This is a genomic window from Nocardioides sp. Root240 (assembly GCF_001428825.1).
Lineage (GTDB): Bacteria > Actinomycetota > Actinomycetes > Propionibacteriales > Nocardioidaceae > Nocardioides.
Map to the genome: position 1 here is coordinate 35,385 of NZ_LMIT01000004.1, position 24,875 is coordinate 60,259.

The window sequence follows — 24,875 nt, forward strand, 5'->3', positions numbered from 1 at the left end:
AACTCATGCTTGGACGACGAAACTTCGTCGTCCCAGCGTGAGTTTCGTCGTCCAAGTGCGACAGATTCACCGGCCGGCCGGTGAAACTCCCGCGACCTCAGAAGACGCCCGCCGCGCGGGCGATGCCACGCCCGGCGCGGACGGTGCGGAAGCGGGTCGTGGGGTGCGGTCCGTACTCGATCGTGGTGGCGGTGCCCGCGTAGCGCTGGTTGAACCAGCCGGTCAGCGTCGGGGAGACCGTTCCGGACGGGTTGCCGACGCCGAACGACTTGAGCGGCAGGCCGAGGTTGCGGGCGAGCCGGGCCTGCCAGTCGCGGCCGGTGCTGCTGCGGCCGATCCCGCGCAGCGGCTGGTGGATCGAGGCGATGTAGTGGGGCCGGACCTCGGCCAGGAAGCGCATCATCGCGCGGGTCTCCGGCTCGCTGGCCGGGCGACGGCCGCCGTAGTAGCGGTCGCCGCGGCTGGTGCGGGTCCAGCCGCTCGTGGGCCAGTTGCGGTTGAGGTCGACGCCGTGCGCGTTCTTGCGGGTGTGCCGGACGCGGCCGTCGGGGTTCATGGTCGGCAGCACCCAGATCCCGGTGCCTGCGGCGGGGCGGAGGTTGCGGATCAGCCACAGCGCGGTCTCGCGGCCCGCGGGCTCGTCGCCGTGCATCTGCCCGAGGACCACCAGCACCCGCGTGGCGGCGGGGTCGCCGCGGTACCACGCGCGGATCTCGCGGCCGCGCACCGAACGGCCGATCGTGCGGACCTGCTGGACGTACGTCGGCTCCGCGGACCGGCTCGTCGTCGCCGTCCGCGCGGGGGCGGGGGCCGGAACGACGAGCGCCGCGCTGGCGGTGACCACGAGGGCCACCGCCAGCGCGGCGAGGGTCTTGCCGAGCCGGTCCCGCACGGCGCTAGTGGCACGTCACTAGGCGGACTCCGCGGGGGACGGCGCCGGGGCGTCGTCGCCGATCGAGGACGAGCGCTGCTTGGAGATGTACACCGCGGCGAAGATGCCCGAGGCCGCCGCGAGGGCGATCAGGATCCGCACCAGGTCGTTCTCGCTGTCGCCGTAGGACAGGCTGACGACCGCCCCCACGATCAGCAGTGAGACCAGGTTCATCACCTTGAGCAGCGGGTTGATCGCCGGTCCGGCGGTGTCCTTGAAGGGGTCGCCGACGGTGTCGCCGATGACCGTGGCGGCGTGGGCGTCCGAGCCCTTGCCGCCGTGGTGGCCGTCCTCGACGAGCTTCTTGGCGTTGTCCCAGGCCCCACCGGCGTTGGCGAGGAAGACCGCCATCAGGGTGCCGGTCGCGATCGCGCCGACCAGGAAGCCGGCCAGCGGGCCGACCCCGAGGCCGAAGCCGACCGCGATCGGGCTGAGGATCGCGAGGATGCCCGGCGTGGACAGCTCGCGGAGCGAGTCGCGGGTGACGATGTCGACGACGCGGCCGTACTCCGGTCGGGCGGTGCCCTCCATGATCCCGGGGATGTCGCGGAACTGGCGGCGTACCTCCATCACCACGGCGCCCGCGGCCCGGCCGACGGCGTTGATCGCCAGACCGGAGAACAGGAACACCACGCTGGCGCCGAGCAGCGCCCCGACGATCAGCTTGGCGTCGAACACCAGGAAGGCGCTCGCGAAGGCGTCCGCGTCGGAGCCCGACAGGCCGGTGATGTCGGCGAGCGACTCACCCGCGGACTGCGTGTACGACGCGAACAGGGCGCTCGCGGCGAGCACCGCCGTGGCGATCGCGATGCCCTTGGTGATCGCCTTGGTCGTGTTGCCGACCGCGTCGAGCTCGGTGAGGATCCGCGCCCCCTCCTCGCTGACGTCGCCCGACATCTCCGCGATGCCCTGGGCGTTGTCGGAGACCGGACCGAAGGTGTCCATCGCGACGATCACCCCGACGGTCGTGAGCAGGCCGCAGCCGGCGAGGGCCACCGCGAACAGGGCGAGACCGGTGGAGCTGCCCGCCAGCAGGGCCGCTCCGAAGACGGCGGCACCGATCACGATCGCGGTGTAGACCGCGGACTCGAAGCCGACCGAGAGGCCGGACAGGATGACGGTCGCAGCACCGGTGAGCGAGGTCTTGCCGACGTCCTTGACCGGACGGTGCTCGGTGCCGGTGAAGTAGCCGGTCAGGGCGAGGATCGCCGCGGCCAGCACGATGCCGATCACGACCGCGCCGGCCGCGAAGGCCGCCGGGCCGAGCTCGGCGGTCTCGCCGGTCGCCCCGGTCAGGTCGCTCCACTCGCTCGGCAGGTAGACGAAGGCGGCGATCGCGCTGGCGACCGCACCCACGGCGGCGGAGATGTAGAACGAGCGGTTGATCGTCGTCAGGCCGCTCTCGCCGGCACGCGGCTTGGTGAGGTAGACCCCGGCGATCGCCGACAGCGCCCCGATCGCCGGCACGATCAGCGGGAACACCAGGCCCTTGTCGCCGAACGCCTGCGAGCCGAGGATCAGCGCGGCGACGAGCGTGACGGCGTACGACTCGAAGAGGTCCGCGGCCATGCCCGCGCAGTCGCCGACGTTGTCGCCCACGTTGTCGGCGATCGTGGCGGCGTTGCGCGGGTCGTCCTCGGGGATGTTCTGCTCGACCTTGCCGACCAGGTCCGCACCGACGTCGGCGGCCTTGGTGAAGATGCCACCGCCGACCCGCATGAACATCGCGAGGAGCGCGGCACCGAAGCCGAACCCCTCGAGCACCTTCGGGGAGGCGTCCTGGAAGACCATCACCACGACGCTGGCGCCGAGCAGGCCCAGGCCGACCGTCCCCATGCCGACCACCGCGCCGGTTCGGAAACCGATGTTCATCGCCGGGTCGCGCCCCTGCTCGTTGGCCGCCGCGGCCACGCGCAGGTTGGCGCGCACCGCGAGCGACATGCCCAGGAAGCCGATGGCTCCGGAGAAGCCGGCTCCCACGAGGAAGAAGATCGACCGGAAGATCCGGACCGACCACTCCGACTGGAGCCCGCTCGCGCCGTCGCCCACGTCCGCCGGGAGGGCGAGGAGGACGACGAACGCGATGGCCGCGAAGACCGTCAGGGTCCGGAACTGGCGGGTGAGGTAGGCGTTGGCGCCCTCCTGGACGGCCAGGGCGATGCGCTGCATGTTGGGGGTGCCCTCGCCGGCGCGAAGGACCTCCGCCCGGAACATCGTGGCCATGGCGAGCGAGACGAGGGCGATGACGGCGACAAGCCCCACGAGGGCGAGGTCGCCCCCGGAGACTTCGACGTCGGCGAGCAACGGACGGGGCATGCGAGGTGCCTCCTGGGGGAGTCAGGTGCGGGTCAAGGGACCCAGGTCTGAGTTCGTGCCCGGAGTCTACGCACGCTGTGATGCAGAACACACGGAACTTGTGACGCGACTCACAGTGTCCATGGGCTCGCTGCACCGCATGGGAACGGGCCCAGCACCACGGCCAGAGGTTTCGAGGCTCGGCGCCGGGGCGCCTCGCACCTCAACCAGCGGAGGACGCAGGCGCGCACCGGATGCCCACGCACCTCGTCGGGCGCCCCCGCGTGGTCTGGACTGAGCGGAGCGAGCGAGGAACGAGCGAGCGCAGCGAGGGAAGACCACGCGCCGAAGGGGCGCCCGACATGCGCGAGCGAAGCGAGCGCCAAATCACACAGCGAGCGCGGCCTCGGGGCTGTCGTGGATGACGAACACCTTGGCGAGACCGGTGATCTTAAAGATCTTGAGGAGCCGGTCGGCGTTGCAGATCAGCTCGAGCGAGCCGTCGTGGGCGCGGACCTTCTTCAGGCCGCCGACGAGGACACCGAGGCCGGTCGAGTCGAGGAACTCCACGGCCTGCATGTCGATGACGAGCTGGTAGGTGCCGGCGGCGACGAGCTCGGTGATCGTGTCCCGCAGCTTCGGGGCGGTGTAGACGTCGATCTCTCCACCCACGGCAACGACGGTGCGCCCACCGACCTCGCGCGTCGACAGTGTCAGATTCACGACTCACCCCGGGATGTCTACCTATGTCTGCAGTGGAGTCAATCAAACCATGCCTGTGCGAGCGGCGCACGAAGACGGCACCAAGGGCTCACCAGCCGTCGTCAGTTCCGGTGCCGGGCGTCCGTGTCGGGCCCCCTTGCGACAATCGGGTCATGACCGCCGAGCCCCGCACCCTGCCCCCCGTGGGGCGGCGCGACCCGGCGGCGGTCCTGGCCCGGTTGACGGCGCTCCCCGGACGCGCCGACCGGCTGACCCACCTCGAGCAGTTGCCGGCCCGGGCCGCGGTCACCGCCGCGTGGCCGGACTGGACGGACCCGGCCCTGCTGGCGTCGTACACGGCTCGGGGGGTGGGGCGCCCCTGGGCGCACCAGGTCGCGGTCGCGGAGGCGGCGCACCGTGGCGAGCACGTCGTCGTCGCCACCGGTACGGCGTCCGGCAAGTCGCTCGCCTACCTCCTGCCCACGCTCTCCGACATCCGCGCGGCCCGCGGCCCGCGCGGGCAGCGCGGGGCGTCGGTGCTCTACCTCGCGCCGACGAAGGCGCTGGCCCACGACCAGTGGGCGGCGATCCGGGCGCTGGGGCTCGACGTCCGCACGTCGACCCACGACGGCGACAGCACGCCGGAGGAGCGGGAGTGGACCCGCGACCACGCGGAGTACGTGCTCACCAACCCCGACATGCTGCACCGCTCACTGCTGCCCGGCCACGAGCGGTGGACCCCGTTCTTCCGGTCGCTGCGCTACGTCGTGGTTGACGAGTGCCACCACTACCGCGGCGTCTTCGGGGCCCACGTCGCGCAGGTGCTGCGCCGGCTCCGCCGCGTGTGCGCGTCCCACGGCGCCTCGCCGACCTTCATCCTGGCGTCCGCCACGGTCGCCGACCCCGACGTGACCGCACGCCGGATGACGGGCCTCGACGTCACCACGGTGACCGCTGACGGCTCGCCGCGCGGCGAGCTCGCGGTCGCGATGTGGGAGCCGCCGCTGACGTCGTACCAGGGGGAGAACGGTGCTCCCGTCCGACGCCCGGCGACAGCCGAGACCGCCGACCTGCTGGCCGACCTCGTCATAGAGGACGTCCGCACACTGGCCTTCGTCCGCTCGCGCAACGGCGTCGAGACGGTCGCCCGCCGCGCCGGCGAGCTGGTCGCGGAGGTCGACCCGTCGCTGGCGGGACGCGTCGACTCCTACCGCGGCGGCTACCTCCCCGAGGAGCGACGCGACCTCGAGGACGCGCTGCGCAGCGGGCGGCTGCTCGGCATGGCCGCGACCAACGCGCTCGAGCTGGGCATCGACGTGAGTGGGCTCGACGCGGTCCTCGTGACCGGCTACCCCGGCACCCGGGCCGCCTTCTGGCAGCAGGTCGGCCGGGCCGGGCGCGACGGCGGCGGCGCGCTCGGGATGTTCGTCGCGCGCGACGACCCGCTCGACACCTACCTCGTCCACCACCCCGAGGCGCTGCTCGGCCGGCCGGTCGAGGGCACCGTCTTCGACACCGACAACCCCTACGTCCTCGGGCCGCACCTGTGTGCGGCCGCGCAGGAGCTGCCGATCACCGTCGTGGACTTCGAGTTGTTCGGCCCCCGCACCCGGGAGGTGCTGGCCTCGCTGGTGGAACGCGGGCTGCTGCGGCGCCGACCGGCCGGATGGTTCTGGACCGAGCGCTCCCGCGCCGCCGACCTCGCCGACATCCGCTCCACCGGCGGCCAGCAGGTCTCCCTCGTCGAGGCCGGCACCGGCCGGGTCGTCGGCACCGTCGACGGCGGCCGGGCCCACGGCACCGCCCACACCGGCGCCGTCTACCTCCACCGTGGCGAGACCTGGCTGGTCGACTCCCTCGACCTGGAGGAGGGCGTCGCCACGATGCACCGCACCGACGTCGACCACACCACCTCGGCCCGCGACGTCACCGAGATCACGATCGTGGCGGAGGCCGAGCACGCGACGTGGGGGCCCTGCCGGGTGTCCTTCGGACAGGTCGAGGTGACGAGCCAGGTCACGTCGTACCTGCGTCGGAGGGCGCGCACCGGCGAGGTCATCGACGAGACACCCCTCGACCTGCCGCCCCGGACCCTCGCCACCACGGCGGTCTGGTGGACGGTTCCCGACGCGGTGCTGGCGCCGATGCTGGAGCGGGCCGGGCTCGAGGCCGCCGACCTGCCCGGCGCCGCGCACGCCGCCGAGCACTGCTCGATCGGCCTGCTGCCGCTGTTCGCGACCTGCGACCGCTGGGACATCGGCGGGGTGTCGACCGCCCGCCATCCCGACACGGGCGTGCTGACCGTGTTCGTCCACGACGGGCACCCCGGTGGTGCGGGCTTCGCCGAGCGCGGCTTCCGTACGGCGGCCGCCTGGCTCCGCGCGACCCGGGCGACCATCGCGGCGTGCGAGTGCGTGAGCGGCTGCCCCTCGTGCATCCAGTCTCCGAAGTGCGGCAACGGCAACGACCCGCTCGACAAGGACGGCGCGATCGCGCTGCTCGACGCGTTGCTCGCCGAGGCGCCGGTCGACGTGCCGTAGCCTCGGGGCATGCTGCTGCTCGGAGTCGTCGTCCTCGTCCTCGGCATCGTCGGGCTCGTGATGAGCTTCTTCGGCGCGAGCGTCGACTACAAGCACCGCTCCACCGAGATCCTCAACTGGGACGTCGCGCCCGGCACGCTCGTCCTGTGGGGCGCGGGCTCGACGCTGCTGATCGTGCTCGGCCTGTGGATGATGAAGTCCGGCGCCAAGCAGGGTTGGAGGCGGCGCAAGGAGCACAAGCGCCTGGCCGAGCTCTCGGAGAAGCTCGAGGCGGCCGATCCGGATCGCCGCGACGACCTGGGCGGACGCGACGAGCGGTAGGGCCCTCAGCCTGGAGTCAGCCGAGCCCGAGCTCCTCGGCCTGCACCACGATCGCCCGGCGCCCGGGCAGGTCGAGCTTGGCCAGGACCGCGGACACGTGGTGGTCGACGGTCTTCGGTGAGATGAACAGCCGGCTGGCGATCTCGCCGTTCGACAGGCCACGGGCAGCGAGCCGGGCGACGTCGAGCTGGCGGTTGGTGAGGCCGGCGGGGTTGGCGCGGGTGCTGGTGCGGGGGCGTTGCGGGACCGCCGCGACGCCGTCGCGGCGCAGGTCGCTGCGGACACGGTCCGCCGTACCCACCGCGCCGAGGCGGTCCAGCTGCTTGACCGCGCGCAGCCGCTCCTCCTCGTCCGGTACGTCGGCCAGCGCCATTGCCTCCGCGAACGGGTCCCCCGCCCGGTGCCACCACGAGGCGGCGTCGCGCGGGCGGCCGTCGAGCGCGAGCCGGTAGGGCTCGGCGACGGCAACGACCTCCGCGGGCGGGCGACCGAGCCGGGTCAGCCAGACGGCGAGGGCGCCCGCGGACCATGACGAGGTGGCGTCGCTGGCGGCGAGGAGCTCGGCGACGACGGGCAGGCCGAGACGGGCGTCGGGCTGCCCGGTGGTCCACTCCTGCTCGGCGAGGGCGGCATAGACCGCGAGCCAGCGGTTCGGCTCGTGCAGCAGGCCGGCGAGGTCGAGCGCGCGCTCGAACCACGCGCGGTCGTAGCGCTCCCCGCGGCGCATCGGCACCAGTCCCGACACGAGCAGCGGCCAGAGCGTGGCCAGCGGCATGCCCTGCGCGTCGAGGACGGTGCCGGCGTCCTCGAGGGCGGCGCTCCAGTGGCCCTGCTGGAAGTTGAGGCGCGAGCGGACGCCGGTCTGCCAGTGGCCGCAGATGGGGATGTCGCGCTCGGCCGCGAACGGGAGCGACGACTCGAGCACCCGCTCCGCCGCGCGGTACCTGGCCTGCTCGACGTCGAGGTAGGCGGTGTTGGAGTACCCGGTCGAGGCCAGCTCGTCGTAGCCGGCGGCCCGAGCGGCCTCGGTGCTCGCCACCAGCTCCGCCCGGGCCTCGTCGCCACGGATCGCCAGCGCCGAGGCGGCGGAGAACAGCCGCGCGCGGTGCTCGAGGGCGGCGTCCTGCTCCTCCGCCGCGACGGTCGAGGCCTCGGCGAGGTAGTCGCTGGCGAGGTCGACGTCGCCGCGGAAGTAGGCGAGGTAGGCACGGGTCGCCCGCGCGCCGCCGAACAGCAGCACGTCGCCCGCCTCGCGCGCGATCTCGGCGGCCTGGTCGACGTGCGACTCGGCCGGGATCCGGCGGGCGCTGTAGTACTCGTAGATCGCCACGGCCTGGTGGGCCGCGGCCAGCCCCGCCCGGTCGCCGGACTCGTGCCAGAGCGGGAAGGTCGCCCGCACCGTGGCGAGTGCCTCGGGCAGCCGGCTGGTCATGTACTGCTGGAAGGACAGCTCCAGCAGCAGCGCCGCCCGCTCGGCCGCCGGTGCGGAGCTGAGGTTGTCGAGCGCGATCTCGAGGAAGGCCGCCGCGTCGGAGTGGGCGCCGGCGCGGATCGCCTCCGTGGCCGCCTCTCGCGCATACCGCGCCGCCCGCACCGCGTCGCGCGCCGCGATCGCGTGGTGGGTGAGGACCGCGGGCTCGCGCGGCTCGAGGCGCTCGAGGGCGTCGAGGAGCCGGGCGTGCAGGGGCGGCCCGCCGCCGGGCGGGATCGTGCTCTCGATCGACTGCCGGGCGAGCTCGTGGCGGAAGACGATGCCCCCCGGTGTACGGACGAGCAGCGCGGTCTGGTCGATCCGCCGCAGCGTCGGCAGGTCGACGCCGAGCGCCGGCAGCACCCGGTCGTCGAGCCGGTCGGGCGCGCTCGCGACCAGCTGGAGGACCTCGAAGTCGTGCATGTCGATCTCGGCGGTGCGCGCCAGGACCGCGTCGCGGACCGAGCCCGGCAGCGGCCGCCCCGGGTCCTTGGCGACCTCGGCGACGAAGAACGGGTTGCCGCCGGTCAGCGCGTGCACCCGGTCGGGGTCGAGGCCGGTGTCGCTGACGAGCGTTGCGACACCCTCCCGGCTCAGCGGCGCCAGGGCGAGGGTGGTCAGGCCCTCGCTGCGGGCGAACTCGCCGAGCAGTGGCCGAGCAGCGTGCCGCGGCCCGACCTCGACGTCGCGGTAGGTCACCAGCAGCGCGAGCGGCAGCGCCTCGACGCGGCGGGCGAGGTAGCGCAGCACCTCGACGGTCGCACCGTCGGCCCAGTGCAGGTCCTCGACCGCGAGCACCGTCGGCTCCTCGGCCAGCGCGCGGAACACCTGCTCGCACAGCTCCGGCAGGATCAGGTCCGCGCCTGCCGGTGGTGCCGCCAGGTCGCCGGCGGTCCACAGGTCACGGAACGGGCCCAACGGGCGCGGGGTCCGCAAGGGGTCGCAGTGGCCGCGGAGCACCCGGAGCGTGGACGGCTCACCGAGGGCGGCCTCGAGCAGCGTCGACTTGCCGGCCCCGCTCTCGCCCGTGAGCGCGACCCCCGCGCCCTGGCCGGTCGCGGCATCCGCCAGCGCCGCCAGCACGGCGGTCAGCTCCTCCTGGCGCTCGAGCAGTCGCACGTCGTGAGCATAGGAGCCGGGGGCGCCGAGCGTGGACCACTCGGCACCCCCTTTACCCGGCCGGATCACCGCTGCCCCCGGGTCACCGCAGGACGTCGCGGCCCGGGCCGCCCGCGAGCGAGTCCGCGCCCAGCCCACCGACCAGCAGGTCGGCGCCGTAGCCACCGCGGAGGGCGTCGGCGCCGTCCTGGCCGTAGAGCCGGTCGTCGCCACCCTGGCCCTCGAGCAGGTCACGTCCGGCACCGCCGCAGACGACGTCGTTGCCGCCGGCTCCGCGGACCACGTCGTTGCCGGGACCGGTGACGATCACGTCGGCGCGAGGGGTGCCGACGAGGCGGTCGGCGGCCGTCGTACCGACGATCGTGGCGTGCTTCCCGGCGCAGGTCGGGTTCGGCAGGCTGATGCCGCGCAGCCGGACGACCAGTGGCCGGAACTCGGCCGCACCGTCGTCGCCGCCGACCAGGATCTTGCCGTCGCGCTGCACGGCGAGGGCCGGGATGAACTCGAGTCCCGCGGAGAACGTGCGCGCCCCGCTGGCCGAGAAGGACCGGTCCGGCCCGCCCTGTGCCGTGAACTGGGCCACCAGGCCGTTCGCATCGGCAGTGGTGTCGCCCGCGCCGACCACGCTGCCGTCGGGGAGCACGGCCAGTCGGCGGATGACCTCGTCACCGCCGGTCTCGGCCACGCGGGCGCCCCGGATGCCGTCGCCCCAGGAGGTGTCGATCGTGCCGCCCGCCTCCATGCGCAGGACGACCGCGTCCCAGCCCGACCCGTCGTTCACCTGGGTCGCGACGTACAGGCCGCCCCGCGGCGCGGGCACCACGTCGGAGACCACGTCGGAGCTCGTGGGCAGCGACGCCTGGCCCCCGATCCCGTAGGTGGGATCCGGGAGACCCTCCTCGGTGAGACGGAACAGCGAGGGACCCGATGCGTCGGCGTCGCGTCCGGTGACCACCACCTTGGCGTCGGCCTGGACCGCCACCGCGAAGGCGTAGTCGTTGCCCGCGCCGCCCAGCCCGAAGGCACCGTCGCCGTTGAAGGAGGAGTCGGGCAGCCCGTGCGCTGTCAGCCGGTAGACCACCATCTCTCCTCCATCGACGGAGGTTCCCCCGACCACGACGACCTTCCCGTCGCGGGCGAGAGCCAGGTCGGTCGCCGCCTCGGCCGCACCGCTGTCGAGCGTGCGCGCACCGTCGACGCCGAAGGTCGAGTCCGGCGCGCCCGACCACAGCAGGCGCCACACCACGGCATCGGCGTCAGGGCCGCTGTTGGTGGAGCCCGCCACCAGGATCCGGCCGTCGGGCTGGATCTCCACGGCCGTGGCCTCCTCCCTGCCGCCGAGGTCGAGCCGGCGGATGCCGAAGGTCGTGTCGATCGAACCGTCGGTCCGGAGGCGGAAGACGAGACCGTCGGACTCGTTGAGCGAGCGTCCGGCGAGGTTGATGCTGCCGTTCGCGACATAGCCGACGCCGACGACCTTGCCGTCCGCCTGGACCGCCAGGTCCGTCACCACCGCGCGAGCGCCGGCCGGGACGACGACGCGACCGGTGGTGCCGAACCCGAGATCGGTGCTGCTCCCCGCCGCCCCGGCGACACCGTCCGGGACCGCGGCGCCGGCCCCCACTGCCAGCGCCGCGACCAGGACCATCCGTGCGGTGGACCGCAACCTCATCCGCGTGCTCCGGCGCTCGCGGTGTGCGGGCCGATCTCGTGGGCGACGACGGTGACCTTGTTGGCCGGGAAGCCGCCCCGCCGCGCGTGCTCGAGGATCGTCTCGGCGTCGTCGGCGTCGTGGACGCAGTAGATCTTGTCGCCCGCGACGTAGCTGGTCACCCAGGTGTACGGGACGCCGAGCGAGTCGACGACGCCGTTGGACGTCTGCGCGATGTCCGCGAGCTGCTCGTCGGTCAGGTCCTTCGCGCCGGCGATCTCGCGCTCGATGATGAAACGAGGCATGGTGCCCTCCTTGGTCGGGCCGGCAGCGGGGTGCTGCCGGTGACCCAACGCTCGCGGGAGAGGCACCTCCCCGACATCGGGAGCGGTTCCCCATGTTCCGTGCGGGGCGCGGTCAGTCCTGCCCGAATCGCTGGTAGGCCGCCTGTCGGGTCGTCTCGAGTGCGGCGCCGATCACGGCCCACGAGTCGCCCGCGGCCCTCGCCGCCCGCACAGCCGCGCGGAGCTCGGCCTCGGCGTCCTCGATACCGCGGCGAGCAGCCACGATCCGACGGAAGTACCGGGCATCCCGGCCAGGACTGGTCGCCGGATCGAGAGCGTCCAGCTCGATGCCCGTTCTCGGGGGTTGGGCTCGCATGGTCATCACCTGAGGTAGTCGTGGAGCTTCGCTCGAAGTCGGTCCGCATGAATGATCCGCAGCGGCTCATCCACGGGCACGCAGACCAGCTCGAGCAGGTTCCCGTGGCGGTCAGGCCCGATCACGAGCAACCGGTCCTCACCGTCGTACTCGAACTCGACCAGCCGCAGGGCGTGGTCCCACGCATGTCGGATGTCGTCGTCCGCGATGTCGTGCCTTCGCGCGGACGCATGGATCTCCATGTAAATGTAACCTTTACGATCTGCATGTCAAGAGCACCTTTACGCCTGCCCGGCACGGGCGGCGGCGTGGAGGTCGTGGTCCTGGCCCAGCCAGCGAGGGCCGGGCACGGTGACCTCGACGAGCACGTCCTGCCCCTCGACCCTGCAGGAGGTCACGGCGCCGCCATTGGCGGCGGCGACCTCGGCCGCGGTGGCGCAGGGGTCCCGCCCGGAGTGCTCGGCGAGGGTCGCGGCGCCGGCCAGGGCGGACAGGTCGGCAGCGGCCTGGGCAGTGCGGTGGGCCACGACGATCGCGCCGACCACCGCGGCCGCGGCGCCCACGAGGAGGAGCAGGCCGGCGAGGGCGACCACGAGGACGGTGGCGGCGCCTCGGGACGGCCTGCCGCTCACGGGACACCTCCGGTCGACTCGACGAGGGCGACGGCCTCGGCGTCGAGCGGCGCGCCCGGGATCGCGGAGAACAGGCCTCCAGGGCCGGACATGCGGCCGCTCGCGCGGACGACGACCCGGCCCTCGGACCGGCTGACCGAGAGCGCGACGCCGTCGGGCGCGACGCGCTCCCCCACGGCGAGGGCGGCGGCCGGGTCGTCGCCGCGGGCGAGGGCGCGGGCGGTCTCGCGCGCGGCGTCGACGGTGCGGACCTGCGCGATCGCGACCGCCACCAGCCAGACCAGGCCGGCGGTGACGGCGAGCAGGAGCGGTAGGGCCACCGCCAGCTCGGCCGTCACCGCGCCGCGCTGGCCCGGACGACGCCGTCGACGCGAGGTCATCGCAGGCCCAGGAGCCCGAGGACGTGGTCGAACAGGGTCTTGATCAGGTGGTCGCCGAAGTCGCCACTGAGCAGCTTGAACAGCAGCCCGGCGAAGCCGGCGCCCGCGGCAGTGGCGACGGCGTACTCGGCCGTCGTGACGCCGCGTTCGGAGCCGGGGCGGAGGCGGGAGGGGAGCGGGCGGGACATGGGATCTCCGTTCGGGTCGGGGCCGCGGGTGCGGCCGTGGGGACGAGGTTGCGCCCAGGAGCCGACGAACCGGCGGGGCGAGGGGACGGGCTGTGGACGGAGAGCGGTCGTCCACAGGGCGGGGCGCGGGGAGTGGCGGGTTCGGGGGCCGGTGGGTCAGCCGGTGATCGTCGACGCCAGCGCGACGGCGAGCGGGACGATGCCGAGCACGAGGAAGGACGGGAGCAGGCAGACGCCGAGCGGGACGGCGGCGCGGACGCCGATCGCGCGAGCACGGTCCTCGACCTCCGCCCGTCCACGGCGCGCCAGCTCCTCGCCGAGGCGTTCGACGGCGCCGACGACCGGGGCACCGGTGCGGTGCGCGCGGGCGAGCGTGCGCCCGAGCGGTGCGAGCTCGGGATCGGAGGCCAGGGCGCCCCAGATCGTGGACGGGTCCCCGCCGAGCCGCAGCCGGGCGGCGATCGGGCCCAGACGGTCCGCGGCGGATCCGGGCAGGGCGCGGCAGACCAGGTCGATCGCCTCGACGGGCGCGACGCCGGAGCGGAGGGCAGCGGCGAGCAGGGTGACGACGTGCGGGAGGTCGCGGCGCACCTCGTCGCGCCGCCGACGCACCGCAGCAGGCTCGAGGCGCCCGGCGACGACACCGACCACGACGCCGACGGCCACCCCCGCCGGCAGGGCGAGCGCACCGCCGAGGAAGGCCGCCGCGCCACCGCCGGCCAGCACCGCCCACAACCAGCGGCCACGACGGAGCACACCGTCGGCGTCCGGGGAGGGCGCCGCGACGGGCGGAGGCGGCGACGGGGCGGCGGCCGGAGGAGGCGGGCCCAGCAGCAGGACGACAGCCCCGGCCGCTGCGAGGGCGACCAGCAGCGCCATCAGTCGACCCGGTCCACGTCGCGGGCGAGCGCCTCGACCCAGGCCAGTCCGGCGTACCCGAGGGCGAGGCCCGCGACGAGGCAGGCGAGGCCGGCCGGCGTACCGAGCAGGAAGGACCAGGGCGACCCGCCGGCCCCCGATCCCATCGCGAGGGCGAGCACCGGCAGGACGGCGAGCAGCCGGGCGGTCGCGCGGGCCGAGGCGAGCTCGCCGGTCACGATGCGCCGGGTCTGCTCGGCCGCGCGCAGGTCGTCGGCGACCCGGCCGAGGGCGTCGGCCAGGCCGTGACCGGTGCGGTGGGCGACCTGCCACGCGGCGGCGACGATGCGCAGCGAGGCCGCACCGGGCTCCGTGGCGAGCTCGCGGAGGGCGACGGGTACGTCGCCGCCCGACGCCGCCGCGCGAGCGGCCGGCGCGACGAACGGCCACTCCTCGGCGGCCCGGTCGAGGGCCTGCTCGGCGGTTTGGCCGGCGGCGAGCTCGGCCCGGAGGGCGTCGCAGAGCTCGACCGCGCGGGCGCGGTGGGCGTCGGCCCGTCGGCCGTCCGCGCGCCGGCGGACCAGCCGGAGCGCGCCGATGCCCGCCCCCACCGCGACGCACCCCAGGAGCGCGACGCGCGGCTGACCGGCCACCACCACCGCCCCGACCACCGCCAGCACCAGAAGCGCCGGACGGGACCCGCCGGCTGTCCGGGCACGCGGCGAGGGAGCGGGGCCGGGCAGCAGGAGCGCCGCGGCGAGCGCCGTACCCGCGACGGCCACGAGCACGGAACCCGTCACGACCGCCGCCCGTCGAGCAGGTCGAGCAACCGCCGTGAGCCGGGACCGGTCACGAGGTCCCCGTCAGAAGTGAAGGCGACCGCGACCTCGGTCGTCACCCAACCGACCGGGTCGCGCACCAGGACGGCGATCTCGCCGAGCCGGCGGCGTCCGGAGTCACGGTCGCGCTCGAGGTGCAGGACCAGGTCGACCGCGGAGGCGAGCTGGCTGTGGGCGGCGGCGCGGCCCAGGCCGGCGGTGAGCGCGAGCGCCTCCACCCGGGCAGGTACGTCGGAGGCGGAGTTCGCGTGCAGGGTGCCGCACCCGCCCTCGTGACCGGTGTTCATGGCCGCCATCAGGTCCACCACGGCCGCGTCGCGGACCTCCCCGACCACCAGCCGGTCCGGACGCATCCGCAGCGCCTGCCGGACCAGGTCGCGGAGCACCACGGCCCCGGCTCCCTCGAGGTTGGGCGGCCGCGCCTCCAGCCCGACGACGAGGGGGTGGTCGGGCCGGAGCTCGGCGGCGTCCTCGACGACCACGATCCGCTCGTGGGGATCGACCTCGCCGAGCAGGGCGGCCAGCAGGGTGGTCTTGCCGCTGCCGGTCCCGCCCGACACGAGGAAGGCGAGCCGGGCGGCGACGACCTGGCCGAGCAGCTCGTGGGCCTCGTCGGTCAGCGCCCCGGCGGCGTGCAGCTCGGCGAGCGAGAAGCCGTCGCGGCGCGGGATGCGCAGCGAGATCGCCGTGCCGGGCTGGGCGATCGGCGCCAGCACGGCGTGGCAGCGGGTGCCGTCGGGCAGCCGCACGTCCGCCCATGGGGCCGCGTCGTCGATGCGGCGTCCTCCGCTGGCGACCAGGCGCTGGGCGAGCCGGCGGCACTCCTCCTCGGACCCGAGCCGGACCGATGTGTCCTCGAGGCCGGCGCCCCGGTCGATGCGGACCGGGCCGGGCCCGTTGACCAGCACGTCGGTGACGCCCGGCAGCGACAGCAGCGGGTCGAGCGGGCCCGCGCCGACGACCTCCCGGCGCAGGCCCTCGTAGACGGCGAGCACCGTCGTGTCCCCCACCGGGCGGCCGGCGGCCCGGAGCGCGTCGGCCACCCGGTGGGGCGTCAGCGCACCCGGCGAGGACGAGAGCCGGCGCCGGACCTCGTCGACCAGCACCGCGAGGTCGTCGGGGCTCATGCCGCCGCCTGCTCGTCGCCGTGCGGCACCACGACGTCGCCCAGGATCCGGGCGGCGGCCCTCGCCAACGGGCCCCGCATCGTCCGCAGCGGTCCCAGTCCGAGGTCGACGGCTTCGGAGAGCCCGCGCTGGTCGCGCATCTGGACGACCACGGGCAGACCGACCGCACGGCGGACCTCCTCCGGGGTGAAGGCCTCGCCGCGCAGCACCACGGCCGCATCGGCGTGCTCCGCGAACCGCGCGCGCATCCGCGCCGCCCCCGCGACCCCGACCACGCTCGCGACCGTCATGACGAGCAGCAGGTCGCACCGGGCGGCGATCTCGTCGACCAGCGGGTCGGGCGAGCGGGGCAGGTCGACGACGACGACCGCGTGGCCGCGGCGGGCGGCCGACAGTGCCTCGCGGGCGGCGAACGCCTGGAGGGACTGGACCCGCCCGTCGACGTACCACGACAGGACGCCGAGCGATCCGCTGCGCGGCAGCGCCTCCCGCAGGGCGCGCGCCGAGAGCCGACCGGTGGTCTGGCACAGCGCGTCCCAGCGGAAGCCGTCGCGGCGCTCGACGCCGAGCATCCGGTCGAGCCCCGGGCCCTGCGGGTCGCAGTCGATCACGACGGCGGGCCCGGACCGCGCCGCCCACTGCCCGAGGGCGCAGGCGAACGTCGTGGCGCCGGCTCCCCCGCTGCCGCCGATCACGCCGATCACGCGGGCACGGCCGGGTTGGCGCTCGGTGAGGTCGGCGAGCTGCTCCACGAGCCATCCGGCCGAGATCGGGAGCTCGACGACCTGCTCGGCACCCAGGCGCAGGGTGGTGCGGAACAGCTCGTCGGGTGCGTGCACGGCGCTCACCACCAGGCAGCGTGGTCGCGGCTCAGGGGCGTGGCGGAGCATCTCGTCGGCCAGGTCGGCGCCGACGAGGACGACCGGCGCCCGGTTCCACGAGCGCAGGGCGGTCAGCGGGTCGCGGGCGACAGTGGGGGCGACGTCGGCCGCGGCGGCGAGCGGCAGCAGCTCGGCCAGCAGGGAGTCATCAGCGGTCACCACCAGGACGGGAGCGTCGACGGGTCGGGGGACGGATCGGCGCGCGGGCGTTGTGTGTCGGGTCATGGGCACCTTGTCTCCCGCCCCCGACACAGCCACGCGGCGGCGCTCGCCCCCGGTGGAGAACCCCGGGACCCGCGGCACCTGTGGAGACCAAGTGGCCACTCTCGTCACACCTGACACCTACGATGAGGACATGGCCCGACCGGGTACGTCGCTGACCGCGGCGTTCTTCGACCTCGACAAGACGATCATCGCCAAGTCGAGCGTGCTCGCGTTCAGCAAGCCCTTCCAGGCCGGCGGCCTGATCTCCCGGCGCGCGGTGCTCCGCTCGGCGTACGCGCAGTTCGTCTTCATGATCGGCGGCGCCGACCACGACCAGGTCGAGAAGATGCGGATGTTCATGTCGCAGCTCGTCCAGGGCTGGGACGTCGCCACGGTCCGCGAGATCGTCGCCGACACCCTCCACAACGTCGTCGACCCCCTGGTCTACGACGAGGCGGTCCGCCTGATCGACGAGCACCACGCCGCCGGCCGCGACGTCGTGATCGTCTCGACGTCGGGCAGCGAGGTCGTCGAGCCGATCGGCCAGCTGCTCGGGGCGGACAGGGTGGTCGCCACCCGGCTCAAGGTCGAGAACGGGCGCTACAACGGCGAGATCGACTACTACGCCTACGCCGAGGAGAAGGCGAACGCGATCCGCGCCCTCGCGGAGACCGAGGGCTACGACCTGGCCAACAGCTACGGCTACTCGGACTCGGTGACCGACGTACCGATGCTCGAGGCGGTGGGCCATCCGCACGCGGTCAACCCCGACAAGGAGCTGCGCAAGATCGCAGCCGCCCGGGGCTGGCCGGTGCTGGTCTTCAACCGGCCCGTCGAGCTGCAGTCGCGGCTGCACCTGCCGCCGCCCAAGCCGACGCTCGCGGCGCTCGCCGTGGGCGGTGTGGTGGCCGTCGGCGCCGCGGTCTGGATCGGTTCGCGCCGCCGCGCTCTCGAGGTCTGAACTCCGCGTTGTCCCGTCAGGGAGGGACAGCTGACCCGGGACGCCGGGACATCGGGCCCCGGAGAGTGCGGGCATGTCTTCCCGCTCCTCCCTGCTGACCGCTCTCGCCGCAGCCAGTGCGATCGCTGCCACCTGCCCCGTGCTCCTGCCGGCCCCGCCTGCCGCGGCTGCCGCGGCTGCCGTCCGCCTTCCCAACGCGGTCACGCGGGGCGTGAGCGCGAGCAGCTCCAGCGTCACCGAGGGTGGTGCCCTCACGATCAGGCACCGCGTGCTCGACAGCGGCACGGCGACGCTGCGTTCGACCACGACCCGCTTCTACCTGAGCCGCAACACCACCAGCAGCCGGACCGCCCGGGCGTCGTCGACCAGCAACCCCCGGTCGGCGCCGGCCGACGTGCTCCTCTTGGGAGCGCGCGCCGTGCCGTCCCTTGCGAGCAGGCGCCAGAGCAGCGTGCTGGCCACGACCGTCGGCATCCCCGTCGGCACCGCGCCCGGCAGCTACCGCGTGCTCGCCTGCGCCGACGACCGGGGCGTCGCACGGGAGGGCAACGAGACCGACAACTGCACCGCCGCCACCACCTCGCTGCGCGTGACGGCGGCGCCCGGCACGGGGATGATGGCCCTCCCGTCCTACGCCGACACGAGCCCGTGGCTCCCGGACGCCCTGTCGGTGACCTGGCTGAAGGCGATGTGCCAGCACACCTTCCCGGCGGTACGGATGACTCCGGCGACGGCGATCAGCCGCCTGAAGGCGATGCTCCGGGCCGCCGGCGGCGCCGACGTGCTCACCCGGCTGGCCGCCTCCGGCCTCGCGGACGACGCGGCCCAGGCGCAGCGCCTCGCGGCCACCGGCGCGCTCCAGGACTCCCCCGGCCTCGCCCTCGCCGGGCTGCTCCGCGCCCACGACCTCGAGCCGCGCATCGGCAACCACCTCGTCAACGCCGCCGCCGTCGCGGTCGGGATGGGGCGGCCCAACGAGGCGCTCGCCCTCCTCGACGGCGCGGCACCGCTCGACCTCCGACGGGGAGCGATGGGCATCAACCCGCAGTACGACGCCCTCGTGGTCCGCGGCGAGGCGCTGGTGCTCACGGGGCGCCTCCCCGCCGCCCGGACCCACCTCCAGGCCGCCCGCGTGGCCGAGCCCCGGCTCAGCGAGGCCGATGCGGGACTGGCCGCCATCGAGGCGTGCAGCGGTCATGACGCGCTCGCCGGGCGCTACGCCCGGCGCTCGCGCCAGCGCACCCAGCAGCCGAAGGCCGCGACCGAGGACCCGACGACACCCGCCCCCGACCGGCCGGCCCCGGACCTCGACCTGTCCCGCGCGCGAGAGACAGCGCTGCGCGGGGTGGTGGTGCCGGAGACCCCGTCGCAGGGGGTGGACCTGGCCCCGACGTACCAGGCCATCGACGCCGGCTTCCAGGGCGAGATCCAGGCCGCCCTCGACCGGGGCGCTGCCCTGCAGGAGCGGCTGGACGGCACGGCCGGACTCCTCGAGCCGGCGGAGCTGGATCGGCGCGACGGGCTGATCGCGCAGAGCTCGATCGCGCTCGACACCCCGGCGCTGCACGACCTGGAGAGCCGGCTCGACACGAAGATCCGGCTGATGGCCGACCTGCGCGACGACTTCTTCGGCGGCCCCGGGCACGAGCAGGACGCCAGCATCGTCGTGTTCTCCGACCAGGCCGCCGCGGCCTGCCAGGGCGCGCCGGACAGCGAGTCCTGCTACTGGCAGGAGCTCAACGACCGGTGCCGTCCCGAGCTGGGTCGCATCCACACCCAGTGGCGCGGGCTGCTCAGCGAGGCGCAGACCGTGGCCGGGCAGTACGTCGCGGACTCGTCCCGGATCGTCTCGTCGTACGCCAGCAACCTCGCCGACGACGCGGCCCACGACCTGGTGCTGCTGCAGGTGACCGAGCTGGAGCGGATCGCCTACTCCCGACTCGTGGAGGCCGCGCTGTCCTTCACCAACGCCGAGACCACCTGGCAGCAGGCCTGCGTCGAGAAAGTGGAGACGATCCCCGCCCCGCCGACGCCCGGCGTCCCCACGCCCGAGTCCGACGGAGCCTGCCCCGAGCTGCTCCGCACCACCACGTTCACCCTGGAGCTGGGCGTCTCGAAGCTCAAGGTCGGGTGCGACAAGATCACCCAGTCGTTCAGCGCCGAGGCGTTCCCGTGGGTGGCGGGCTTCGTCGACCTGACGTGGGACATCCGCGCCGGCCAGTTCACCGTGTTCGCCGGCTCGAAGGGACAGGTCAAGCTCGGCAATGCGCTCGACCTCGGTTTCAAGTCGGGCATCTACCTGACCAGTGACGGGCACGGCGGCATCAAGGACGTCGGTTGGCGGGTCGGACCGAGTGCCCGGTTGACCGAGGGAATCGCGGAGTACACCGTGGCGAAGAGCGAGATCGACATCTCGTTCCTGCCGGTCTTCCGGAGCACTCCCTGAGGGCTGCTCGAACGGCCCGTCCCAACCGGCCACTGTTCCCCGGATGCCTCGAAAAGACAAGCCTTGAAGGTGGTCGCCGGGCGGCGTACAAAGGACATCAGGAACAACTCAAGAGCAACACGTGATCCCCGGTACCCACGCGGCGATCCACCCTTCCTAACAGGGCGCTGGCATCCCGGAACACTTCCGGGGCAGCAATACGGTGCACGCTTGGTAGCCACGGGTCACGTGTCAGCGGTGGCACCCGAGACGTCTCTAGGCTCGGGTGCCACCTGCATGTTCAGGGTCCTTCACGCCACCGGGCAGGTCGAGCGCCAGCACCCGGGGGGCCGGCGCTACTCGGCGTCGCGGACGAGCGGGCTGGCCTCGGCAGCGGCGGCGTAGGCCTCGGTCGCGTACAGCAGCCACGCGTGCCTGCCCGCCGGACCGCCGGAGGCCCAGCCGCGGAGGTTCGACTCGTACTCCGGGCGCAGGGCGAGGTGCGCGGCCTCGGGGACGACGAGAGACTTCTCGTCCACACCCTTGACCGCGAGCAGCAGGCGCTCCGCGGCGCGGGCGACGATGCCGTTGTGGGAGCCGAAGGGTGCGGCGGCCACCAGCTCGGCGTGCACGACGGCCGCGACCGCGAGCGCCGGGGCCTCGGTCGGGGCCGTGGCGAGCTCGGCGATCGCACGCAAGCTCGCGGCGGACTCGCCGTCGCGCGGGCGGCCGAGCAGCTCGTCGGGCAGCACCCCGCGCGCGGCGAGGGTGTGCAGGCGGGCGAAGGCCTGCAGCGGCTGCCGGCGGAGCACCGGGACGAGCGACAGCAGCTCGGTGGAGAGGCGGACCGCGTCGGCCGCGATCTCGTCGCCCTCGCCGGCGCGGACCTGGGCGAGCGTCGAGGTCGAGCCCTCGAGGACCGCGCTGGCGTGGGCACCGCGGAGCAGTGACTCGCCCGTCAGCTCGGGGCTGGTACGACGCAGACCGCGGTCGCGGAGCACGACGTCGATCCCGTCCCGGGCACCGGCGAAGCCGGACGGGACGCCCTCGAGCGGGATCAGCCAAGCGTGCGGGTCGGAGCTCACGGCCGAAGCCTAGGCGGGCCCTGGAGCGGCCACGACGACGAGGTCAGAAGCCCGGCTCGGTCCGGTCGAGGATCGGCGTGAGGTCCAGCCCGGACGGCATGGTGCCGAAGGCACTGCCCCAGTCGCGGGCGAGGCGCGTCGCGCAGAAGGCGTCCGCCACCGCGGGGGTGGCGTGCCGGATCAGCAGCCCTGCCTGGAAGATCACGGCGATCTGCTCCACGAGACGACGGGCGCGCAGCTCGATGTCGTCGAAGTTCGTGAGCTCCTTCTTGAGCGAGGTGAGCGCGTCGTCGTACCGGGTGTCGGTGCCGACGGCGAGCTCGGCCTCGGTGAAGAAGGCGTCGAGCGACGCGGGCTCGCGCCCGATGGCGCGCAGCGCGTCGAGGGCGGCGACGTTGCCGGAGCCCTCCCAGATCGAGAGCAACGGCAGCTCGCGGTAGATGCGGGCCAGGTCGAAGTCCTCGATGTAGCCGTTGCCGCCGAGGCACTCGAGGGCCTCGTTGGCGAGGACCGGGCCACGCTTGCAGACGTAGTACTTCGTGGCGGCCAGCGCGAGCCGGCGCAGCGCGGCCTCGCCCTCGTCGCCGTGGATGGCGCGGTCGTTGGCGCCGGCGAGGCGCATCATCGCGGTCGTGGCGGCCTCGGACTCGACGGCGAGGTCGGCGAGCACGTTGCGCATCAGCGGCTGGTCGATCAGCAGCTTGCCGAAGGCGGCGCGGTGGCGCGCGTGGTGGGCGGCCTGCACCAGCGCGGTGCGCATGCCGGACGCGGAGCCGATCACGCAGTCGAGGCGGGTCATGTTGACCATCTCGACGATGGTCTTGACGCCCTTGCCCTCCTCACCGACGAGCCAGCCGATCGCGTCGTCGTACTCGATCTCGGAGGAGGCGTTGGATTTGTTGCCGAGCTTGTCCTTGAGCCGCAGGAAGCGGATGGTGTTGGCGTCGCCGCCGGGCAGCACGCGCGGCAGCAGGAAGCACGACAGCCCGCCCGGCGCCTGCGCGAGGGTGAGGAACATGTCGGACATCGGGGCCGACGTGAACCACTTGTGGCCCACGATCCGGTACGCACCGGGCTCGCCCGCGACCGGCGTCGCCGTGGTCGTGTTGGCGCGAACGTCCGAGCCGCCCTGCTTCTCGGTCATCGACATGCCGGCGATCAGGCCGCGTTTGGTCGCGGGGTCGCGCAGGCCGAAGTCGTAGGCGCGGTTGGTCAGCAGCGGCTCGAAGCGGGCCGCGAGCTCGGGGTTCGCGCGCAGGGCCGGGACGACGGCGTAGGTCATCGAGATCGGGCAGCCGTGGCCGGCGTCGACGTTCCAGGAGTAGAACTTCGCGGCGCGGGCGACGTGCGCGCCGGGCCGGTCGTCGGCCCACGGAGCGGCGTGGATGCCGTGGGAGACAGCGGTCTCCATCAGCTGGTGGTACGCCGGCACGTACTCCACCTCGTCGACGCGACGCCCGTAGCGGTCGTGGGTGAGCAGGCGCGGCGGGACGCGCTCGGCGAGCCGGCCCCAGTCCATGGCCTCCTGCGTGCCAGCGAGTCGGCCGACCTCGCGGATCTCCGGCAGCGCCCACGCGGCACCCTCACGCTCGATGCCCTCGAGCAGCGCGGGGTCGGCGGAGGTGTCGTGGCCGACGAGCGGCGGGACCTGGTTGGTGACCTCGTGGGTGGTCATGTCAGTCGTTCCTTCCGGTGACATTGCTGGTGCGCGAGCCGTGGTCGTCGTACGGCGCCGCATCGCGCTCGCGGACGGCCTGGCGGAAGCCCACCTCGGCAGCGCGCTGCTGGAAGGCGTAGCCCTCGCGGGTGTGGCGGGAGATGCCGTCGAAGACGGTGCTGATCATCTGGCTGTTCTGCACGCCCTGGGCGAGCAGCGCGGAGTTGAGCGCGAGCTTGGTCATGACCAGCTGGTTGAGCGGCATCGCGGCGATCCGCTGGACCAGTGCCTCGGTGCGCACCGCGAGCTGCTCGGGCTCGGGCGCCTCGATCGCGAGACCCCACGCGGCGGCCTCGCGGCCGGTGAGCGTGTCGCCGGTCAGCAGCAGCCGCTTGGCGCGCTGGTCGCCCAGGCGGTGCGCCCACAGGCCGGCGGACGGGACGCCCCAGACGCGGGTGGGCGGGTACCCGATCTTCGCGTCGGCCGCGATCACGATCTGGTCGCAGTGCAACGCGATGTCGGTGCCGCCGGCGACGCAGAAGCCGTGGATGCTCGCGACGGTGGGCTTGTTGGCGTGCAGCAGGCTCGCGAAGCCGCGGGTGAAGCGGCTCATCATGGCGTAGTCGACCATTGGGTCCCACGTGCCCGCCGGGTCGTGGTTGAGCATCTGGACGGTCGGGTCGAGGACGGTCCCCTCCCGCGGGGAGGATCCCGCCATCTGCCCGTCCATCAGGCCCTCGGCCGAGGCCGCCAGGTCGTAGCCGCCGCAGAAGCCCTTGCCGCGGCCACTGAGGACGATCACGTGCACGCGCGGGTCGAGGTCGGCGCGCTCGACGGCGTCGGCCAGCTCGACCGGGGTGTCCGGGGTGATCGAGTTGCCCTGCTCGGGCCGGTTGAACGTCAGCCGCGCGACGCGGCCGTCGACCTCGTAGGTCAGGGTCCGGTACGCCGGCGCCGTCGTGTCCGGAGCCGCGGCGGCACGGTAGGGGGAGTCCGGGCCCTCGTGCGCAGGCCGGCACCAGGCTGCCTCGTCACTCATGGCTCGGACATTACATCTTTCGAGACAGTTGTGTCGAGATGTGTAGCGTGGAAGGATCCGGTGCCGTGCCCGACCTCGCTCCGCTCCCGGCGCGCTCCGTGGTGCTGAGCCTGCTGCTCGGCTCGCACCCCGACCGGATGTCCGCAGCCGAGCTGGTGCGGGCGGGCGAGCACTTCGGCATCCCGACCGCGACGACCCGCGTCGCGCTGACCCGCGCCGTGGCCGCCGGCGACCTGCGCCGCGACCCTTCGGCAGGCTCAGGACAAGCGGCCGTGTACGCCCTCGGCGAGCGGCACGCCCGGCGGCAGCGCCGGCAGGACGAGGCCGTTCTCGACACGGAGACCCCGTGGGACGGCACCTGGGAGCTCGCGGTGGTGGTCGTCGCGGGTCGCCCGGGACCGGAGCGGGCGGCGCTGCGGGACCGGCTGGCGGCGTACCGGATGGCGGAGCTGCGGGAGGGCGTCTGGACCCGGCCGGCGAACCTCCGGCGGTCGCGGGCGTACGCCGACGACGCGGTACTCAGCACCTTCACCGCCACCCCCGACGAGGACCCGGTCGCGCTCGCGGCCGGGCTGTGGGACCTGCGAGCGTGGGCCGCCGAGGGCCGCCTGCTGCTCGACGCGATCGCCTCGACCCGCGAGCCGGCGCCCCGGCTGGCGGTGGCGGCCCAGGTCGTGCGGCACCTCGCCGACGACCCGCTGCTGCCGGCCGCGCTGCTGCCGCGTGACTGGCCGGCGGCGGCGATGCGCTCGGCGTACGCGAACTACCAGGCCGAGCTGCGCGCGCTCGCCATCGGCCGCTGAGCCGCCACGAACCGTGGCAAATGCACCTACGAACCGTGGCAGTTGCGCGCCCCAGCCTTCGGTGGTGCGCGTGCATCGTCCACGGTTCGTGCGTGCATCGTCCACG

23 protein-coding genes are annotated in these 24,875 nt (G+C 74.0%); 5 read left to right on the top strand and 18 right to left on the bottom strand.

Annotated elements, in window-relative coordinates; translation table 11 throughout:
* Positions 1-97: 97 nt before the first annotated feature.
* From ASE20_RS07785 to ASE20_RS07795, 3 genes are all read right to left on the bottom strand, one after another.
* A complete protein-coding gene (locus ASE20_RS07785; protein WP_056894005.1) occupies positions 98-892 on the bottom strand; it encodes a M14 family zinc carboxypeptidase in 795 nt (264 codons plus the stop codon).
* 18 nt (positions 893-910) lie between these two features.
* Entirely contained in the window at positions 911-3,247 is a 2,337-nt protein-coding gene (locus ASE20_RS07790) for a sodium-translocating pyrophosphatase (protein WP_056894006.1), read from the bottom strand.
* Between the two features lie 366 nt (positions 3,248-3,613).
* Positions 3,614-3,949, bottom strand: coding sequence for an STAS domain-containing protein (locus tag ASE20_RS07795; protein WP_056894007.1), 336 nt, complete (start codon positions 3,947-3,949; stop codon positions 3,614-3,616).
* A 152-nt stretch (positions 3,950-4,101) separates the two neighbouring features.
* Here ASE20_RS07795 and ASE20_RS07800 point away from each other — a divergent pair, with 152 nt between their 5' ends.
* Both ASE20_RS07800 and ASE20_RS07805 read left to right on the top strand, forming a co-directional pair.
* Positions 4,102-6,468: a DEAD/DEAH box helicase gene (locus tag ASE20_RS07800; protein ID WP_056894008.1), complete on the top strand. Its 2,367-nt coding sequence runs from the start codon at positions 4,102-4,104 to the stop codon at positions 6,466-6,468.
* A 9-nt stretch (positions 6,469-6,477) separates the two neighbouring features.
* Entirely contained in the window at positions 6,478-6,789 is a 312-nt protein-coding gene (locus ASE20_RS07805; protein WP_056894009.1) for a hypothetical protein, read from the top strand.
* A 16-nt stretch (positions 6,790-6,805) separates the two neighbouring features.
* Here the strand turns inward: ASE20_RS07805 and ASE20_RS07810 are convergent, their stop codons facing one another.
* The 12 genes from ASE20_RS07810 to ssd all read right to left on the bottom strand — a co-directional run bounded on the left by ASE20_RS07810 (position 6,806) and on the right by ssd (position 16,820).
* Complete coding sequence (locus tag ASE20_RS07810; protein ID WP_082612248.1) at positions 6,806-9,379, bottom strand: helix-turn-helix transcriptional regulator; 2,574 nt, start codon at positions 9,377-9,379, stop codon at positions 6,806-6,808.
* Positions 9,380-9,461: 82 nt separating this feature from the next.
* Positions 9,462-11,051, bottom strand: coding sequence for a hypothetical protein (locus ASE20_RS07815; RefSeq protein WP_082612249.1), 1,590 nt, complete (start codon positions 11,049-11,051; stop codon positions 9,462-9,464).
* A complete protein-coding gene (locus ASE20_RS07820) occupies positions 11,048-11,335 on the bottom strand; it encodes a DUF4242 domain-containing protein (RefSeq protein ID WP_056894011.1) in 288 nt (95 codons plus the stop codon). The genes ASE20_RS07815 and ASE20_RS07820 overlap by 4 nt, the downstream gene beginning before the upstream one ends.
* Before the next feature lie 112 nt (positions 11,336-11,447).
* Complete coding sequence (locus tag ASE20_RS25250; RefSeq protein ID WP_200952744.1) at positions 11,448-11,597, bottom strand: hypothetical protein; 150 nt, start codon at positions 11,595-11,597, stop codon at positions 11,448-11,450.
* 98 nt (positions 11,598-11,695) lie between these two features.
* Positions 11,696-11,932, bottom strand: coding sequence for a hypothetical protein (locus tag ASE20_RS07830; RefSeq protein WP_056894012.1), 237 nt, complete (start codon positions 11,930-11,932; stop codon positions 11,696-11,698).
* A gap of 39 nt (positions 11,933-11,971) precedes the next feature.
* Positions 11,972-12,322 carry an Rv3654c family TadE-like protein gene (locus ASE20_RS07835; protein ID WP_056894013.1) on the bottom strand — a complete coding sequence of 117 codons (351 nt, stop codon included), beginning with the start codon at positions 12,320-12,322 and terminating at the stop codon, positions 11,972-11,974.
* Positions 12,319-12,702, bottom strand: a complete 384-nt coding sequence (locus ASE20_RS07840) for a TadE family type IV pilus minor pilin (RefSeq protein WP_056894014.1) — start codon at positions 12,700-12,702, stop codon at positions 12,319-12,321. Before ASE20_RS07840 ends, ASE20_RS07835 begins: the two co-directional genes overlap by 4 nt.
* On the bottom strand, positions 12,699-12,890 hold the full coding sequence (locus tag ASE20_RS07845; RefSeq protein WP_056894015.1) for a DUF4244 domain-containing protein: 192 nt from the start codon (positions 12,888-12,890) through the stop codon (positions 12,699-12,701). The genes ASE20_RS07840 and ASE20_RS07845 overlap by 4 nt, the downstream gene beginning before the upstream one ends.
* A 156-nt stretch (positions 12,891-13,046) precedes the next feature.
* Entirely contained in the window at positions 13,047-13,769 is a 723-nt protein-coding gene (locus ASE20_RS07850) for a type II secretion system F family protein (protein ID WP_056894016.1), read from the bottom strand.
* Entirely contained in the window at positions 13,769-14,548 is a 780-nt protein-coding gene (locus ASE20_RS07855; RefSeq protein WP_056894017.1) for a type II secretion system F family protein, read from the bottom strand. Before ASE20_RS07855 ends, ASE20_RS07850 begins: the two co-directional genes overlap by 1 nt.
* Positions 14,545-15,714: a TadA family conjugal transfer-associated ATPase gene (locus ASE20_RS07860; protein ID WP_056894018.1), complete on the bottom strand. Its 1,170-nt coding sequence runs from the start codon at positions 15,712-15,714 to the stop codon at positions 14,545-14,547. Before ASE20_RS07860 ends, ASE20_RS07855 begins: the two co-directional genes overlap by 4 nt.
* Positions 15,711-16,820, bottom strand: a complete 1,110-nt coding sequence (gene ssd / locus ASE20_RS07865) for a septum site-determining protein Ssd (protein ID WP_056894019.1) — start codon at positions 16,818-16,820, stop codon at positions 15,711-15,713. The genes ASE20_RS07860 and ssd overlap by 4 nt, the downstream gene beginning before the upstream one ends.
* Before the next feature lie 130 nt (positions 16,821-16,950).
* Here ssd and ASE20_RS07870 point away from each other — a divergent pair, with 130 nt between their 5' ends.
* Positions 16,951-17,760, top strand: coding sequence for an HAD family hydrolase (locus ASE20_RS07870; protein ID WP_056894020.1), 810 nt, complete (start codon positions 16,951-16,953; stop codon positions 17,758-17,760).
* A 73-nt stretch (positions 17,761-17,833) separates the two neighbouring features.
* Positions 17,834-20,206 (top strand): CARDB domain-containing protein, encoded by a 2,373-nt coding sequence (locus tag ASE20_RS07875; protein ID WP_056894021.1) that lies wholly within the window; start codon positions 17,834-17,836, stop codon positions 20,204-20,206.
* A gap of 335 nt (positions 20,207-20,541) precedes the next feature.
* On the opposite strand, the gene ASE20_RS07880 is transcribed toward ASE20_RS07875, so the two are convergent.
* The 3 genes from ASE20_RS07880 to ASE20_RS07890 are packed head-to-tail and all read right to left on the bottom strand — an operon-like array spanning position 20,542 to position 23,966.
* Positions 20,542-21,270, bottom strand: coding sequence for a hypothetical protein (locus ASE20_RS07880; protein ID WP_056894022.1), 729 nt, complete (start codon positions 21,268-21,270; stop codon positions 20,542-20,544).
* Positions 21,271-21,313: 43 nt separating this feature from the next.
* Positions 21,314-22,945, bottom strand: a complete 1,632-nt coding sequence (locus ASE20_RS07885; protein ID WP_056894023.1) for an acyl-CoA dehydrogenase family protein — start codon at positions 22,943-22,945, stop codon at positions 21,314-21,316.
* 1 nt (position 22,946) lies between these two features.
* Positions 22,947-23,966, bottom strand: a complete 1,020-nt coding sequence (locus ASE20_RS07890) for a crotonase/enoyl-CoA hydratase family protein (RefSeq protein WP_056894024.1) — start codon at positions 23,964-23,966, stop codon at positions 22,947-22,949.
* Between the two features lie 65 nt (positions 23,967-24,031).
* On the opposite strand from ASE20_RS07890, the gene ASE20_RS07895 reads away from it, so the two are divergent.
* Positions 24,032-24,769, top strand: a complete 738-nt coding sequence (locus ASE20_RS07895) for a PaaX family transcriptional regulator C-terminal domain-containing protein (protein WP_225868984.1) — start codon at positions 24,032-24,034, stop codon at positions 24,767-24,769.
* The last annotated feature ends 106 nt before the right edge of the window (positions 24,770-24,875 follow it).

Bases quoted from the DNA above. Each gene is read 5' to 3' on its own strand.
- ASE20_RS07790 (WP_056894006.1), bottom strand. From the start codon at position 3,247: ATGCCCCGTCCGTTGCTCGCCGACGTCGAAGTCTCCGGGGGCGACCTC.
- ASE20_RS07800 (WP_056894008.1), top strand. From the start codon at position 4,102: ATGACCGCCGAGCCCCGCACCCTGCCCCCCGTGGGGCGGCGCGACCCG.
- ASE20_RS07805 (WP_056894009.1), top strand. From the start codon at position 6,478: ATGCTGCTGCTCGGAGTCGTCGTCCTCGTCCTCGGCATCGTCGGGCTC.
- ASE20_RS07815 (WP_082612249.1), bottom strand. From the start codon at position 11,051: ATGAGGTTGCGGTCCACCGCACGGATGGTCCTGGTCGCGGCGCTGGCA.
- ASE20_RS07820 (WP_056894011.1), bottom strand. From the start codon at position 11,335: ATGCCTCGTTTCATCATCGAGCGCGAGATCGCCGGCGCGAAGGACCTG.
- ASE20_RS07830 (WP_056894012.1), bottom strand. From the start codon at position 11,932: ATGGAGATCCATGCGTCCGCGCGAAGGCACGACATCGCGGACGACGAC.
- ASE20_RS07840 (WP_056894014.1), bottom strand. From the start codon at position 12,702: ATGACCTCGCGTCGACGGCGTCGTCCGGGCCAGCGCGGCGCGGTGACG.
- ASE20_RS07845 (WP_056894015.1), bottom strand. From the start codon at position 12,890: ATGTCCCGCCCGCTCCCCTCCCGCCTCCGCCCCGGCTCCGAACGCGGC.
- ASE20_RS07850 (WP_056894016.1), bottom strand. From the start codon at position 13,769: ATGGCGCTGCTGGTCGCCCTCGCAGCGGCCGGGGCTGTCGTCCTGCTG.
- ASE20_RS07860 (WP_056894018.1), bottom strand. From the start codon at position 15,714: ATGAGCCCCGACGACCTCGCGGTGCTGGTCGACGAGGTCCGGCGCCGG.
- ssd (WP_056894019.1), bottom strand. From the start codon at position 16,820: ATGACCCGACACACAACGCCCGCGCGCCGATCCGTCCCCCGACCCGTC.
- ASE20_RS07870 (WP_056894020.1), top strand. From the start codon at position 16,951: ATGGCCCGACCGGGTACGTCGCTGACCGCGGCGTTCTTCGACCTCGAC.
- ASE20_RS07875 (WP_056894021.1), top strand. From the start codon at position 17,834: ATGTCTTCCCGCTCCTCCCTGCTGACCGCTCTCGCCGCAGCCAGTGCG.
- ASE20_RS07885 (WP_056894023.1), bottom strand. From the start codon at position 22,945: ATGACCACCCACGAGGTCACCAACCAGGTCCCGCCGCTCGTCGGCCAC.
- ASE20_RS07890 (WP_056894024.1), bottom strand. From the start codon at position 23,966: ATGAGTGACGAGGCAGCCTGGTGCCGGCCTGCGCACGAGGGCCCGGAC.